This is a genomic window from Paraburkholderia sp. D15 (assembly GCF_029910215.1).
GTDB lineage: Bacteria > Pseudomonadota > Gammaproteobacteria > Burkholderiales > Burkholderiaceae > Paraburkholderia.
On record NZ_CP110396.1, the window covers coordinates 1030228 to 1045919 of the forward strand.

At 67.2% G+C, this 15692-nt stretch carries 14 protein-coding genes; 4 read left to right on the plus strand and 10 right to left on the minus strand.

Annotation, left to right across the window (positions count from 1 at the left end):
• Positions 1-282 precede the first annotated feature (282 nt).
• Positions 283-1275: a response regulator transcription factor gene (locus LFL96_RS24405; protein ID WP_281003268.1), complete on the plus strand. Its 993-nt coding sequence runs from the start codon at positions 283-285 to the stop codon at positions 1273-1275.
• A gap of 111 nt (positions 1276-1386) precedes the next feature.
• Here LFL96_RS24405 and sctC read toward each other — a convergent pair whose 3' ends face one another.
• The 10 genes from sctC to LFL96_RS24455 form a co-directional block, all read right to left on the minus strand.
• The gene (gene sctC, locus LFL96_RS24410) at positions 1387-3249 is read right to left on the minus strand and encodes a type III secretion system outer membrane ring subunit SctC (RefSeq protein ID WP_281003269.1); all 1863 of its coding nucleotides are present in this window, start codon (positions 3247-3249) and stop codon (positions 1387-1389) included.
• A gap of 55 nt (positions 3250-3304) precedes the next feature.
• Positions 3305-4792: a helix-turn-helix transcriptional regulator gene (locus LFL96_RS24415; protein WP_281003270.1), complete on the minus strand. Its 1488-nt coding sequence runs from the start codon at positions 4790-4792 to the stop codon at positions 3305-3307.
• A gap of 165 nt (positions 4793-4957) precedes the next feature.
• A complete protein-coding gene (gene sctT, locus LFL96_RS24420) occupies positions 4958-5800 on the minus strand; it encodes a type III secretion system export apparatus subunit SctT (RefSeq protein WP_281003271.1) in 843 nt (280 codons plus the stop codon).
• The gene (locus LFL96_RS24425; RefSeq protein ID WP_281003272.1) at positions 5797-6294 is read right to left on the minus strand and encodes a type III secretion protein; all 498 of its coding nucleotides are present in this window, start codon (positions 6292-6294) and stop codon (positions 5797-5799) included. Before LFL96_RS24425 ends, sctT begins: the two co-directional genes overlap by 4 nt.
• A complete protein-coding gene (gene sctN / locus LFL96_RS24430) occupies positions 6294-7739 on the minus strand; it encodes a type III secretion system ATPase SctN (RefSeq protein WP_281003273.1) in 1446 nt (481 codons plus the stop codon). Before sctN ends, LFL96_RS24425 begins: the two co-directional genes overlap by 1 nt.
• Positions 7736-8518: a type III secretion system stator protein SctL gene (gene sctL / locus LFL96_RS24435; protein WP_281003274.1), complete on the minus strand. Its 783-nt coding sequence runs from the start codon at positions 8516-8518 to the stop codon at positions 7736-7738. The genes sctN and sctL overlap by 4 nt, the downstream gene beginning before the upstream one ends.
• Positions 8503-9327 carry a type III secretion protein HrpB4 gene (locus LFL96_RS24440; protein ID WP_281003275.1) on the minus strand — a complete coding sequence of 275 codons (825 nt, stop codon included), beginning with the start codon at positions 9325-9327 and terminating at the stop codon, positions 8503-8505. The genes sctL and LFL96_RS24440 overlap by 16 nt, the downstream gene beginning before the upstream one ends.
• 84 nt (positions 9328-9411) lie before the next feature.
• A complete protein-coding gene (sctJ, locus tag LFL96_RS24445) occupies positions 9412-10227 on the minus strand; it encodes a type III secretion inner membrane ring lipoprotein SctJ (protein WP_281003853.1) in 816 nt (271 codons plus the stop codon).
• Between the two features lie 2 nt (positions 10228-10229).
• A complete protein-coding gene (locus LFL96_RS24450) occupies positions 10230-10628 on the minus strand; it encodes a hypothetical protein (RefSeq protein ID WP_281003276.1) in 399 nt (132 codons plus the stop codon).
• Between the two features lie 89 nt (positions 10629-10717).
• On the minus strand, positions 10718-11311 hold the full coding sequence (locus tag LFL96_RS24455; protein ID WP_281003277.1) for an HrpB1 family type III secretion system apparatus protein: 594 nt from the start codon (positions 11309-11311) through the stop codon (positions 10718-10720).
• Between the two features lie 479 nt (positions 11312-11790).
• Here LFL96_RS24455 and sctU point away from each other — a divergent pair, with 479 nt between their 5' ends.
• From sctU to sctP, 3 genes are all read left to right on the plus strand, one after another.
• Entirely contained in the window at positions 11791-12867 is a 1077-nt protein-coding gene (sctU, locus tag LFL96_RS24460) for a type III secretion system export apparatus subunit SctU (protein ID WP_281003278.1), read from the plus strand.
• 63 nt (positions 12868-12930) lie between these two features.
• Positions 12931-15057: a type III secretion system export apparatus subunit SctV gene (gene sctV / locus LFL96_RS24465; protein ID WP_281003854.1), complete on the plus strand. Its 2127-nt coding sequence runs from the start codon at positions 12931-12933 to the stop codon at positions 15055-15057.
• A 6-nt stretch (positions 15058-15063) separates the two neighbouring features.
• Positions 15064-15678 carry a type III secretion system protein SctP gene (gene sctP / locus LFL96_RS24470; protein ID WP_281003279.1) on the plus strand — a complete coding sequence of 205 codons (615 nt, stop codon included), beginning with the start codon at positions 15064-15066 and terminating at the stop codon, positions 15676-15678.
• Positions 15679-15692: the final 14 nt, after the last annotated feature.

Sequence of the window (15692 nt, forward strand, 5' to 3'; positions counted from 1 at the left end):
CTCCCACAGAAACTTCGCTCACAGCCCGAGCAATTGACCAAATAGCGACAGGCTATTACGCCGTCAATTCGCCGCTAACTTCAGACAATTCCCCTCAATCGTGCAAATCGCTGTCACGCGCAATGCATACATGCGGTCTACGAGTTTTTGTCAACGTGGCCATTTAACAAAATGTTACGTACCTAGCGGACGTGCGCCCCTACCTTTCGTCTGCCGGGACCACGCTGTTGTGTCCTCCTGAGCGAATGAGCAAAAAATGGCCATGTCTTCGCGAGGTAACCATTGAAACTTGCCATCTTCACCAACGACTCGGCCTTGTTTCATCTGATTCAAAGCTGCCTGGCCGCCGAAGGCGCCGTCTGCACCCGCTATGGCGAGGACGTCGAGCTGGCGCGTGCGCTGCATCGGGAAGAGTTCAGCGCGATCGTGTTCGACGCGGCCTCGGGCATGGACGCATCGCATCCCGTGCTGGCGCGGCGCGCCTGCTACGGCGACCGGCGCGCGCCGCTGATCGCGGTCGGCGACTTCTGTGCGCGTGAACACGTGCAGGCCGCCTTGAACGCGGGCGCCGACGACATCGTGTTGATGCCGGTCGATCCGCGCGAGTTGCGCTTGCGCTTCCAGCTCGCGGTGCGGCGTTTCGCGTGCGATTCCGGCTCTTGTGGCACGGCGCAGACGACTGGCGACGAACTCGAGATGGGCAGCTACCGGATGAGCCGCCGCGACGGCAGCGTGGAAATCGACGGCAAGCCGGTACGGCTGACCGCGCGCGAATTCGCGATTGCGTGGGTGCTGTTCTCGCAGCAGGGCAACTACGTGACGCGGCGCGCGATTGCGGCCACGGTGTGGGGCAGCTCGGAGGACATCGTCGGGCGCACGCTGGAGCAGCACATCTACAAGCTGCGCAAGAAACTGCAGCTCGACGGCGCATGTGGGATCGTGTTGCGCACGATGTACGCGCACGGCTACCGGATCGAGCAGATCGTCGAACGCGCGGTGGAACCGGCGCTTGCGCGGGCTGCGGAACGCGTCCCCGAGACGACGCTCGCACGGGCCACGGAACGCGCGCTGGAGCGCACCGCCGAGGTCGCCGCGCCACGTCCTCCGCTCAGACCCGCAAGCGGTGCCGCGAACGGCGCATGCACCACGGGCGGCACGATCAAGCTGCACACGAGCGGCAGCGAAGCGGCCCGCCACGCCCAGCCGTGGTCGCCCGAGAGCAGCGATAGCTGGGCCTTCGTGGCAAACCGTGCAGGCGTGCGCCGCCTCGCCTGAGTGTCGTTTAGCTTCGCTCGAGCGGCGGGCGGCGGAACACGACGCCATGCACTGCCACGTCCTCCGCCTTGAACCCGCTTAGCGCTCGCTCAAGACCCGCTCAAGACCCGCTCAAAACTCGATCACGCGCGGCGACAGCAGCACCAGCCGCTCGGTGTGACTGTGCTGGTCCTCGCGGTAACGGAACAACGCGCCGAGCAGCGGAATCTTCGAAAGCACCGGAATGCCGTTCTCGCCGTTCGACGAGTTGTCCAGCCGGTAGCCGCCGATCAGCAGACTTTCGCCCTGCGTGACCACGGCCTCGGTACTGATCGCGCTGGTCGTGATCACGGGGATGTTGTCCACCTGCTGCCCGTTCGTCTGACCGTCTTCCACGTGGACCTGCAACTTGATCTGCGTGCGCCCGTCCTCGTCGACGACCATCGGCAACACGCGCAACGAAGTACCCGTCGAAATCTCGTACAGATCGCCGGACGTATAGCCCTGCACCCGCACGTAGAAACGCTTCTTGTTGTCCATCACCGCCTCGACGTTGTCCAGCGTCGCCACCTTCGGACTCGCGTCGATCCGCGCGAGGTTGTTGTCTTCGAGGGCGTTCACGCGCGCCATCAGATAGCGGCCCGCGTCGCCGAGCACGGCCGTCAGCGCGAGGCCACCGGGCGTCGTGTTGAGGATCGTGTTGCCGGAGGAATCGGTCCCGTTGAAGGTCGGGTTCAACTGGCCGTTCGCGTAGCTGTTGGCGGCGGTCGTGCCGTTGCCGGTCTGCAGATCGACGTGGCTGTTATGCGCGCGCCAGTCGACCCCGATCTGCTGCAACGCCGAGTCGTCGATTTCGATGATGTGCGCCTCGATCTCCACCAGCTTGCGGCGCACGTCGAGTTGGTCGATCAGCGATTGATACTGGCCGATGCGCTGCGGCAAATCGCGGATCAGCACGGAGTTCGTGCGCGGGTCCGCCTTGATGACCGGCAGCGAACCGGCGCCGGCCGGCACCGCGCCGGTGCCGCCGTCGCCGCCGCTCAACCCGCTCATGCCGTTCATGCCGTTGCCGCCATAACCCGCGCCGCCATTGCGCCCCTGCCCCGGCGACTGCGCGGCGAATTGCGGCGCGTTGCTCGCGCCCTGGCCGAAGAACGCGGGCAACGGCGGATTGACGCCGCCGCCGTCGCCGCTCGCGAACGGCGAGCCGCCGCCGGTGTTGCCGGCCGCGTCCGTCATCGGCGTCTGTCGCACCATGCCGGGCGCCATGTTCCGGGCGTTGCCGCCATCCGCGTTGTCGCCCGATTCGTCCTTGCCCGGGTGATACATGCCGGCCAGCACGCGCGCGACGCCCGGCACCTTCACGGACTTGCCGTCGATCACGACGTTGTGGTCGGCCGCCCAGCCATGCTTGAGCGGAAACACGCGCACCTCGGTGCCGACACGCCGGTTCGCGTTCTGGTCGAGCCGCGACGCGAGGTTGGCGACCAGCGCGACGTACTGACTCGGTCCGGTCACGAGCGCGGCGCCCAGCGACGGGTCGTACACCACCGGAAAACGCCTGTTATCCAGCCCCATCTGCGTCAAGGTCTCGCGCAATTCCTTCGTGCCCGCGAAGTCGAGATGAATCACCTGGCGCGTCACGTCGTTCGCGGTGCTGATCGCGAGCACGCTGCCGTCGTAGAACCAGACGAAACCGAAGGTGCCCGACAAGGTGTCGAGAAAGCGTTGCGGCGACATGTCGAAGTTGCCGGACACCGTCCCTTGCACGTCGTTCGCGACCGAGGCCGGGATCCCCTGGCTCGCCGCGAAATCGCGCAGCACGTCCTTCAGATCCTTGCTTTCCACCGCGATATGCACGATCGAGGTCCGGAACGGCACCGGCGCGGCGAGCGCAAGGCGGACATTGCCCGCGACGAGAGTGAGACACAGGCACAGCTTCAGGCTCGCGACGAAGCGCGCCCCCCACGTATTACGACGCGAAGTGACTTTCATGTGTGGTCTGTCGGTTCGATTGATGAGTGAACGGGTCGATGCGAATGGCGTCGCTTCAACGCTTGAGCGTGTCCGACGGCGCTTCGTTGAATTGCCGGCGATAACCGTTGACCAGCGTCGAACGGTTCTGCACGCCCCAGCGGGTGGCCGCATGCAACACGCTCTGCTCGCCGTGCACCGCCTCGCGTTGCAGTTCCGCGCGAATTCGTTCCATGCGTTTCTGCCGGATGATTTCGGTCGGCGTCGAGCCGAGGCTGTTCTTGAACGCGCTCTGCAACGCGCGCTCGGTCACGCCGATTTCGGCGGCCACTTCACGCACCGACAGATCGCTGCGTTCGAGGTTGTCCATCAGATAGCGATACGCGCGGCGGTACCTGGCGGGCAAGCGCGCGCCGACGTCGTCGAGCTGTTCCGGCGCGCGTTTCGCGCGATGCGCGAACGGCGCGAGCGCGGCGGAAGCTTCGCGCAGACACTGCATCGCGGCGAGCGCGTAGCGGCTGTAGAGTTGCGCCGACTCCTGATCGCGGCCCTGCGCGGAACGCGTTTTCGCGAGGCAGTACAGATACTCCAGTTGCCGGTGTCCCTGCACGGCACGGCGGTCGGCGCCGAGCGGCGCGAGCATGGTCTCCGCGAGTTGCGGCGCGGCGCCGGCCAGACCGGCAAGCGCGATTTCGAGCCGCACCGCGTACTGGTAGGCGTACAGCCCGTTGGCGATCGCCCAGTTCAGATGCGCGACCGCCACGTCGGTCGCTTCGCGCTGTCCCGCCGCCAGCCGGCGCAACGCATCCAGATAGTCGACGCGCGCGCGCAGCAGCGGCGAGCGCACGCGCGCGGCGGCCTGCGCGAGTTGCAGCGCACGGGCTTCGCCCTGCATGAGCGAATGCGTCGCCAGCGCCACGCTGGCCCCGGACGTCAATCCCGACTGCCAGTACACGTGATCGGCGAGTTGCGCGGCCGTGCGCAGTTCGTGTTGCGCGGCGAGGTCGTAGCGCAGCGTGTCGATCAATTCACACCACACGGGCCGCTGCGGCAACGCGGCTTCGCCGTCCGAGGTCGCGGCATCCACCAGCGCTTCCAGTTCGTCCAGCAACTCCGACGCCTCGTGCCACTGCCCCAGCTCGAACAGCACGCAGAGCGCACCGAAACGCGCTTCCAGCGCCTGCCGCCGCTCCAGCCGCGCATCGTCGACGATGCGCATGAAGCACGACATCGCCGTGCCGAAGCGATGCCGGAAAAACGCCTGCCAGCCGGTATTGCGGCACGACGCGACACGCACGTCGCGGCGCGACGAGCGGATCATCTTCTGCGCTTCGCGGTACGAATCCTCGGCATCGACTTCGATGCCAAGCATGGTTTGCAGATCCGCCTGAAGCTGCATGCAGCCTGACGCGCTATCGCCATCGTGCGCGCAATGTTGCGCGCAACGATTCGTGTGAGCCACCGCCTCCGCCAGCTTGCCGTCGCGCAACATCTCCAGATGACCGGAGGGCGCCTCATGGCACGCCAGCGTCGACACAAGCGGAAAGTACAGGCTTGAAAACATGTTGGACTCCCTGGTTGTCGATCCGCGTGGCGAACGCCGGGATCGCCGGGCGTCGCACGCTACGCTGCGGATTCAATGTAGTGCAGGGAGAGGCTTGAGAATTTCAACAAAGCTAACGCGGCGGCCCGATTTGAGGAGTGTTGAAAATCGGCGATCGCGCATAGATCACTGCCTGGGTGCGGCTTGCGTATCCTGCGCACCTTGCGCATGCGTCGCTTTCGCCAGTGCGCGCATCTGTCCGGCGAACAGGCGCAGGTCGAGTTGATCGCGCACCTGGTTGATGAAGATGCCGGCGAACAGCGCGAGCAGCAGCACCGCCACCGCGCCCTTGATCGGCTGGCTCAGCGCGCTGAGTTCGAGCTTCTGCGCCGATTTGGAAGCGAGGTTCGCGCCGAGATCGATCAGCACCATCACGAACAGCATCGGCGCGGCGAGTTTGGCGACCATCGCCATCAACGTATCGGTCTGCTGCAGCACGAACATTTCGAGGAAGTCGGTATCGATCGGCTTCGACGACGCCACCGGCCACCAGCGATACGACTCGTACAACGCCTGCAGCAGAAACTCCATGCCGCCCAGCGTCCAGAACGCGACGATCGCGAGCTGGCTCAGCAGCGTGCCCGACGGCGTGGACTTTTCGGAGCGCATCGGATTGGTGATCTGCGCATTGTTGTAGCCGCTCAGGCTGTCAAGATACGTCCCCGCGCTATCGGCGACCCAGAACACGGTTGCGGCGGCGAAGCCGAGCACGGTGCCGATCAGCGCTTCGCGCAGGCCGGTGAACAGCAGCACCATGCCCGTGAGCGATTGCGCGAAACCGGCGGGCTGCGCGATCGCGATATACAGGCTGAAGATCAGCGCGACGCCGTTGCGCACCGGCCCTTGCAAGGTGCCGTCGGCGGTCGGCGGGAACAGCGTCATGATCACGTAGAGACGGATCGAGCACACGCCGAGCACCATCAGGTCCTGGATCAGGCGCGGGCCGACCACCACGAAAAGATCGTTCATGCGAGGCTGCGCCGTGCCAGCGACAACTCTTCCGCCGCTTCGTCCTCGGCGTCGAGTTCGATCTGCGCGAGCGTCTGTTCGAGCTGCGTGGTGCGCTGGCGGCATACGTCGATGCGGCCGCGATTCTGCGCAATCGCGCGGCGCGCGCCGGCGATCTCTTCTTCTTTCGCGACGACCGCCTGTTGCCGCGTGTCGAGTTCGGCCCGCGCATCCTGCGCCTGCGCGTCGATCACCTCCAGATAGCGGCGGCAGCCTTCGAATACGTCGATGGAAAACGGCTCGGCGCCGGTCATCATGCCGGCAATCCGATCGCGATGCTGGATCGCGATCGCATCGAGTTCCGCCACGCGCGCCACGCTCTCGTCGACCCGCCTGGACAGATCCATGTGCTCGCGCCGCCGCGTGTCGAGTTCGGCGCGCAGTTCGGTTTCCTTGCGCTCGCGGCGCGCGCTCGCGCGTTTGAGCGCGGTGATTCGGCGGACCGTCGTGCGCATCAGCGTGCGCCTCCGGCACCCGGCTGCGCGAGTTGCATCAGCGTGGCCGCCGTGTCGGCGGGGTCCGCGTAATGATCGGTGCGTTGCGACAGAAACGCGTTGATCGCGTCGATCTTGGCGATCGCTTCGTCGGCGAGCGGGTTCGAACCCGCCTGATACTCGCCGACCTGCAGCAGCATTTCGACATCGCGATGCTGAGCCAGCAATTCGCGCAGACGCGTCGATGCGTCGAGGTACTCGCGCGTGACCACCTGCGGCATCACGCGCGACAGACTGCCGAGCACGTCGATGGCCGGATAGCGGTTCTTCGCGGCGATCTCGCGCGACAGGATCAAGTGGCCGTCGAGCACGCCGCGCACTTCCTCGGCGATCGGGTCGCTGCCGGATTCGTCTTCGGCCAGCACGGTGTAGAGCGCGGTGATCGAACCCGTCTCGCCCATGCCCGCGCGTTCGAGCAGACGCGGCAACTCGGCGAAGATCGACGGCGGAAAACCGCGCCGCGCCGGCGGCTCGCCGGCGGCGAGGCCGATCTCGCGGCCGGCGCGCGCGAACCGCGTGAGCGAGTCCATCATCAGCAGCACGCGTTTGCCTTCGTCGCGGAAGTGCTCGGCGATCGCGGTCGCCACATACGCCGCCTTCGCGCGTTCGATCGACGAGCGGTCCGAGGTCGCGCACACCACCACCGAGCGCGCCATCCCCTCCGGCCCGAGAATCAGCTCGACGAACTCGCGCACTTCGCGGCCGCGCTCGCCGATCAGCGCGATCACGCTGATGTCGCATTGCGCGCCGCGCGCGAGCATGCCGAGCAAGGTGCTCTTGCCGACGCCGGCCGGCGCGAAGATGCCGATCCGCTGACCTTCGGCGAAGGTCGTCATTGCGTCGATCACGCGCACGCCGGTCGGCATCGTGTTCTCGATCATGCGGCGCGTCATCGGGCTGGGCGGGTCCGCGAAAATCGGCCGCGTGCGCGCGTCGTCGATATCGAGCGGACCGAGGCCGTCGATCGGCTCGCCGAGACTGTCGATCACGCGGCCCAGCAGTTTGTCGCCCACTTTCACGGAGAGCGGCCGGCCGAGCCCGATCACCTGGGTCGAGCGCGATACCTGCGCGAGCCGCGCGAACGGCGACACCAGCGCGTAGTCGCGCGTGAAGCCGATCACTTCCCCGTGCTGCAGCAGGACGCCCTCGGCGGTACGCAACTCGCACAGCTCGCCGAGTTGCAGATCGAGACCGGCGACCTTGATGAGCGTGCCGATCACTTCGATGATCTTGCCGCTCTGACGCACGCGGACGCTGGCGAGCAGTTCGCGTTCGATCGCGTCGGTCAGGCGGCGGAAGTGGGCGCCCTGGCTGGACGTGCCGGCCGAGGTGGTGTTGGCACGGGGCCTGGCGGCGTCGCTGGCGGTCTCGCTGGCGGTCTCGTTCGCCTTGGTATCGACGCTCATGTTTCAGCCTCTTGCGGCGCGTGCTGCATTGCCTGCTCGACGCCGCCGGCCGCATCCTGCACCGACTCCTTCAACGCCCGCGCAATCGCGGCGCGCATGGTCCGCAACTGCGTCGATACGCTCGCGTCGATCAAGCCGAGATCCGACTCGCACAGGCAACTGCCGCGCGCGAGACGACGATCGGCGACCACGGTCATCGGCAGCGGACGGCCGAGTTCGCGCCAGCGGTTCGCGAGACCCTCGAACGCGGTGCGCGCGTCGTCGAGATCGTCGGGATGCACGGCAACACGCAGATAGGTCGACCCTTCGACGATACGGTCGACCGCGACGAGCGCCCGCTCGAACAGCGCGCTCGCGCCTTCGCTGCGCACGATCTGCTCGACCGCGACGGCGACGATCTCCGCCATCCGCCCGCGCATCTGCTGCTGCGCGACGCGCGCTTCGCCGCCGGCTTGCGCGACGCTCGCGAGCCAGTCGGCGACACCGCGCGCGACGCCTTCGTCGAAGCCGCGTTGCGCGGCCGTGTCGTATTCGGCGCGCGCCATCTCCAGCAAGGCCTCGGCCTCGGCGCGTCCCGCCGCGACGAGGCGCGCGGCTTCGTCGCGGGCGGCGTCGAGTTCGGCTTCGGCGTCGTGTTCGGCTTGCTGGTAGACCGTGGTGACGTCGACCAGCGCGCCGAAGGTTTCGCGCGGCAGGATGTCGCCATGCACACCGAGCCGCGGACGTTCGCCGTCTGCGGGACGATCGGCCTGCCGGGGCTGGCTCAGCCAGATAACCATGGGTACTCCGGCAACAGGTTGGGAAGCTCGGCGAACAGCGCGGCGGTGCCGTGCTGGTCGACGTCCGCGGGGATTTGATCGACCCAGTGGCGCGCTGCGCGAGATGCGTGAGATTGGTGAGATGCGTGCGCCGCGTTGTCGCGCGTCTGCATGGATGAAGGGACTGACGCATACCCATCCACCGGCCTATCCGCCGCCACGCCGCGCGGCAGCGCAAGCCGCAGCAACGGACACGGCGAACGCATGCCGCCCAGATCCATGGCCACCTCCAGATCGCGCCGGATCAGCGCATACCCTTCGAGCGCGAGCGCATGGTCGTCGAGCATCGCGACCGGCGGAATCGGCACGCGCGCCGCCATCTGCGCGATGTCGGGCATCGCGCGCCGGTCGTTCTGCGCATCGCCGGTCAGACGATCGAGCGGCAAGGCCGCCCATTGCACGACCGTCGCGCGGGTCCGCTTGTCGACGATGCGGCGGATTTCGGCGCGCCGGAAACGCAGCGCGCGAATCCGCAGCACGCGCAAACCGGCGGCGGCCGGCAACGCATCGAGACGCAACGGCCCCGGCTCGGCGAACGCATCGAGCGACGGCATCGGCAAGCCGAGATGACGCAGCAACGCGAGCGAACAGTCGTCAGCATGGGCGGCGGCCACTGCCTGCGTCAAACCGGCGGCCTGCGTTTCGTCGATGGCCAGCGCGCTCGCCAGCCACGACGGATGCGCCCACTGCAACACGCCGCGCGCATTGCGCTGCCACGCGAGCAGCATGGCGGCCGCGCGGCGATAAGGTGACCCGGCCAGCGCGTTCATCCGCGGCCTCGCGACGGCGGGAAGCCGCGCATCAGCACGCGAACCACGGGCACGCCCATCGCGACCTCGCCCGGCATCGCGCGCTCAGGCGGACGACCCGCGTTTGCGGCGCATTGCCGCCAGACCCGCGAAGCGTCCGCTCAACACGTCGGCGGCGGGTTTGAAGCGGCGCTGCAAGGCCTTGCGGCGCGCGACGGCCGCGCCCGCGAGCACCAGCAGCAACGCGGCGACGCTACCCGCGACCCAGCGCAGCGGATACGGCTGCTCGGGCGCGGCGGCGGCGATCTCCACCGGCTCGGCGGCCACGGCGGTCACGCTCACCTGGTCGTACGAGAGCCCTTCGACGCTATGCACGACGAGGTTCTTGATCTGCGGCACCAGCGCGCCGATATCGGATTCCGGCCGGTACTTGATGAACACCGCCGCCGACGACGGCTTCACCTGCTGCGCCAACGGATCGTTGTTCGGCAGCACGATCTGCACGCGCGCGAACATCACGCCGTCGATATGCGACAAGGTGCCCGACAGTTCCTGCGACAGACCATAGATGAAGCGCACCCGCTCCTCGGTCGGCGTCGAGACCAGGCCGTCCTTCTTGAACAGATTGCCGAGATCGTCGAACTTGCTGTGCGGCAGGCCGCGCACGCTGAGAATCTGCATCGCGCGGACCATGTCGTTGCCTTCCACCTGCAACGTATAGGTCTTGCCGCCGTCGGGGCTCACCTTGTCGGCATTCACGCCGCGTTCGAGCAGCGCCACCGTCATCTCGTTGACGTCCTGCTCGCTCAGGTTCGCGTACAGCTCCTTCTTGCACGAGGCCAGCAACGCGCAGCCGGCCAGCAGCAACGCGAGCCCGGCCCGCCGGGCCGCATGGGATTCCCGCAATCGACGGCGCGCCATCATCACTGATTCTTCATCAAGGTTTCCGCCGACGACTTCGACGACGACACCACGCTCATCTTCGCCTGAAAGTCGAACTGCACCTGGTACATTTCCATCGCGGCCTGCGCGGATTCGGCAATCACCTGCTTCACGTCCATGTTGCCGGACTGCTGCGCGAATTCGGTGATGTGGTTCATCGCGTGCTGCGCGGCGGCGTCGTAGGTGGACACCATCTGCGAGAACACGGTGCCGTCGCCGCCGCCGTGTTGCGCGGCAGGCGGGCTCAATGGCGGCTGGTCCATCAGCGCCTGGAATTTTTCCGCCGCGCCTGCGTTGGCGCCGCCGGGGGTACTTTGCGCCGGCTCGGTCATGCTGGTCAGCGCTGCCTGAATGGTCGAACTGGTGATGGCCTGGCTCATGCGGATTTCCTCGCTCGATCGTACTGGACGGGTTCGCGCCGCGCGGCTGCGGGTTTCGTCGCGGCGAACGGTGCGAACGGCGCGTGGGTTCACGCGCGCAGATAGCTGAATTGCGGATCGGGCATCGACAGCGCGGCAGGGGTCGCGCTGGGCGACTGCTCGGCGGCGCGCGCGTCGTCGACGAGCGACTGGCAGGTCTCCGGAATCACGAATTCGCCGCCACGGTAGTCGCGCACCGCGTGCTGCAAATCTTCGCGTGCTTCGAGCGCGCGCACCAGTGCCAGGGTTTCGCGGTTCGGGCTCGATTCGAGCGCGTTGTGCGCCCACTGGCGCCAGCCGTCCTCGCCTTTCGACGCGAGGCAATACGCCATCATCGCCTTCGCGTACGCGAAATCCGGCGCCAGATCGATCACCGCGCGCAGCGCGTGCGCCGCGTCGTCCCAGCGGCCATGCACGATATGCAGCACGCCGTCGAGCATGCCGATCTCCGCGACCTTCGGGCGAAACACGCGCAGCGCGTCGAGCACGAGTTCGACGTCGAGCGTGTCGCCCGCGGCCTTCGGGAAGTGCGCGAACAACGCCGCGGAGGCGGTCTCGATCAGGCCGCACACGACCTCGTGACTGCATTGCAGGTAATCGGGAAGCGCGCTCGCTGAAGACGGCGTGGACTGGCTCGGGAGCATGACGTGGGATCTCCATGAATAAAGGGCGCATGGCGCCTGCCGGCGAGGCCGCGCGGTTCGCGGCGGGCCCTGGTCCGCCGCGGCCGGCGCACCTGCGACCGCTGGCGACCGCTTGCGACGTAGTGCACCTTAACAACGCGCCCCGGCACCTCCCGCGTGCGATGCGAAGCGTTCCGCGCGCAAACGAAGCGATCGCCGGCAGGGCGGATGCGGCGCGCCGCGGAGGCTGTTCACGCGACCGGCCGCGTCTCTCCTCTTGTTCATGCCGGCTCGCGGTTGCCCGGGTTTGCCTGTTCCTGCTTGCCTGCTCGCTTCGCCTGCACGTCCGGCGCTTCGTCCCTGCGCCGCCGTGCGCACGTCAGCCGCCTATGATCGAAGCAGGTCCACCGGCGTCCGCTGCACGCTGAGCTGCCCGCCGCACATCGCCCGCCGCACACCAGACAGCCCACGCCGCGCGTCATCCCACCCGAAGCCCTCCCATGAGCGACGAAAAGACCGAAAAGCCCACCGAGAAGAAACTGCGCGAAGCGCGCCGCGACGGCGAGGTGTCGAAGAGCACGGACCTCGTCGACGGCGTGCTGCTCGCGGCCGGCGTGCTCGTGCTCGTCGCGTGCGGCGACATGATCGTCGACGCGGCACGCTCGTCGCTGAACATCGCGCTGCATTTCGTCGCGGGCGATCACGACATGGTGACGCTCGCAGTCGCGTTGCAGCAGATCGGCTCGCGTCTGGCGGGCGCGGTGCTGATGCCGGTCGCGGCGGCTTTCGTCGCGGCGATCGTCGCGCTCGCGCCGCAAACCGGATTCCAGATTTCGATGAAGCCGGTCGCCTTCAAACTCGGCGCGGTCAGCCCGATGGCCGGCATCAAGAAAATTTTCTCGGCGCGCGCGCTGATCGATCTGCTGAAAATGATCGTCAAGGGCGCGATCGTCTCGCTGGTGATGTGGCAAACCATCAAGAGCCTGATGCCGATGGTGGTCGGCTCGCTCTATCAACCGCTGCCGCAGCTCTCGCGCCTGTTCGCGGGTGTCGTGCTGAAACTGTTCGGCGTCGCCGCGCTGGTGTTCATCCTGATGGGCGCAGCGGACGTGAAGCTGCAGAAGTGGCTGTTTATCCGCAGCAAGAAGATGAGCAAGGATGAAATCAAGCGCGAGTACAAGCAGGACGAAGGCGACCCGGTGATCAAGGGCGAGCGCCGCCGCCTCGCGCGCGAAATGGCGACCAGCGCGCCGCGTCCGAAGGTCGGCGCGGCCAACGTGATGGTTGTCAACCCGACGCATTACGCGGTCGCGGTGCGCTATGCGCCGGAAGAAAACCCGCTGCCGGTGATCATCGCCAAGGGCTTCGACGAGGAAGCCGCGCGCCTGCGCCGCGAAGCGCAGATGGCCAACGTGCCGATCGTCGGCAACCCGCCGGTGGCGCGCGCGCTGTACAAGGTCGAGCTCGGCGCGCCGATTCCCGAAGAGCTGTTCGAAACGGTCGCCGCGATCCTGCGCTGGGTCGATTCGCTCGGCGCCGCGCGCAACGATGCTGCCGCGCCGCGCATCGCGCGCTGACCCGCGGCAGCGCTTCTCATCGTCATTCCCCAACGTCACGTCCCAACGTCACCTCGCGAGGTCATCATGCTGAAGACGCTGAAACTGCCGGCCGGCGGCGAAATCGCGCTGCTGGCGTTGATCGTCGCGATGATTTCGCTGATGATCCTGCCGCTGCCCACGCTGCTGATCGACATCCTGCTCAGCTTCAATCTGGCGATCAGCGTGACGCTGCTGATGATCACGCTCTACGTGCCGAGCATCGTGTCGCTCTCGGCATTTCCGACGCTGCTGCTGTTCACGACGCTGTACCGGCTGTCGCTGAACATCGCCTCGACCAAGTCGATTCTGCTGCACGCGGAAGCGGGCGACATCATCGACAGCTTCGGGCAGCTGGTGGTGGGCGGCAACCTCGTGGTCGGCATCGTGGTATTCGTGATCATCACGGTGGTGCAGTTCATCGTGATCGCGAAGGGCTCCGAGCGGGTCGCCGAAGTCGGCGCGCGCTTCACGCTCGACGCATTGCCCGGCAAGCAGATGAGTATCGACGCGGACCTGCGCGCGAACAATCTGACGCCCGAGGAAGCACGCCGCAAACGCGCGACGCTCGCGCTCGAAAGCGCGCTGCACGGCGGCATGGACGGCGCGATGAAGTTCGTCAAGGGCGACGCGGTGGCCGGGCTGATCATCACCGTGGTCAACATCGTCGCCGGTCTAGCGGTCGGCGTCGCGTATCACGGCATGACCGCGGGCGAGGCAGCCAATCGCTTCTCGATTCTCTCGATCGGCGACGCGATGGTGTCGCAGATTCCGTCGCTGCTGCTCTCGGTGGCGGCCGGCGTGATGATCACGCGGGTGGCCGACGAACGCGACGAGAAGCCGCTCTCGCTCGGCGCGGAGATCGGCCGGCAACTGATGGCCAGCTCGCGCGCGCTGGCGTTCGCCTCGCTGTTGCTGCTCGCGTTCGCGGCGGTGCCGGGGTTTCCGTGGCCGTTGTTCCTGCTGCTGTCGGGCACGCTCGGCTTCGCCGCGTACCGGCTCGGCAAGCGTCAGCCGGGCCACGGCGCGTCCGGCAGCGAGCCGCTGGAGTCGATGCAACGCGCGGGCTCGAAGATCGGCTCGCCGGCAATCCTGCCGCAAGCACCCGCGTTCGCCGCGCCGCTCGGCGTGCGTCTTTCCGCCGATCTGATCGCCCGCATCAATCCGCCCGCGCTCGACAAGGCCTTCGAATCCGAACGCGCGCTGCTACAGGAAGAACTCGGCCTGCCGTTTCCCGGCATCACGATGTGGGTGTCCGACCGCGTGCCGCCGTCCACCTGTGAATTCCTGATGCACGACGTGCCGCAGTTGTCGCTCGCGTTGCCGCCCGGCAAGGTGGTGCTGCCCGACCTCGGCGCGGCGCCGCGCGAAGCGGAGGGTAGCGCCGGCGCCAACGCGCACGCCGCGCACACGATCGACGACGAAGCCGCCACGGCGATCATCGCGCAGTGCGACGTCGGCACGCCGCTCGCCGCGAACGGCCGGCAAACCTACTGGATCGACGAGAAAGCGGTGCCCGCGAAAAGCCGCGTGTGGCGCGCGGAACAGTTGATCGCGCACGCTTCGGTCGCGTTGTTGCGACAGCACGCGGCGCTGTTCGTCGGCGTGCAGGAGGTGCAGTACATCCTCGAACAACTCGGCAACGACTATCCCGGCCTCGTCGCCGAAGTGCAGAAGGTGCTGCCGCCGCAACGCATCGCCGACGTGCTGCGGCGCCTGCTGGAAGAGCAGGTGTCGATCCGCAACGCCCGCAACATCATGGAGAGCCTGATCGCGTGGGGGCCGAAGGAGAAAGACATGCTGATGCTCACGGAGTATGTGCGCGGCGATCTCTCGCGTTTTCTCGCGCACCGCGCGGCCAACGGTGCGAAGCAGTTGCCGGTGGTGCTGTTCGACATGCCGGTCGAGCAGCACATCCGCCAGGCGATCAAGCAGACGCCGACCGGCAACTATCTCGCGCTGCCGCCCGATCAGGCGAAGTTTCTGGTCGACAGCATCCAGTCGTTCGTCGGGCCGGCGCCGCGCGCGGGCATCGCGCTGGTCACGTCGATGGATATTCGCCGCTACGTGCGCCGCATGATCGAATCGCAGCTCGGCTGGCTGTCGGTCTACTCGTATCAGGAGCTGGGTGCGCACGTCGATCTGCAGCCGCTTGGCCGCGTCACGCTGTAACGCGCGATGACCCGACTCCATCGCGCCGCCCGCATCATCGCGCCCGCTACCGACGCGGCGGACCCGGCTAGCGCACCGCGGACGAAACGCGTCGACTACGCGGCGCTGCTGCGCCGCCGCCTCACGCCGCCGCGTCCGGCCGGTGCCGGCGCGCAGGACAGCGACGCGGACGACTACGGCGCAGCCGGTTCCGACGCTTCGGCCGACGACGACGCGCCGCCCTCCTCCGCCGCCGATCCGCGCCAGCGCCGCGGTCTCGACTCGCTGGCCGAGCGGATCGGGTCCGTCAGCGTGCCGATCGTCGACGCCGTCTATCAGCAGCAGAACCGCTTCATCGAACTCACGGCGCGCGTGGCCCGCGAGATCGCGGCGTTCTGCGCGAATCGCGCGGTCACGCAGTCCGGCAATTGGGAAGTGCGTCTGCCGCTCGACCCGGATGTGCTGCCCGACACCACGCTTTATCTGACGCTTTCGCCTCTCTGTCTGCAACTTCGTTTCGACGCGCAGGATCCGTCGAGCCGCCAACTACTCTTGCAGCATAGTCGCCTGCTCGAACGCGAACTGACTCAACTGCTCGACGCCTGGGGCGAACCGCGTCAGTTGGAGATCGCGATCTGGTGACGCAACGCCCGCCG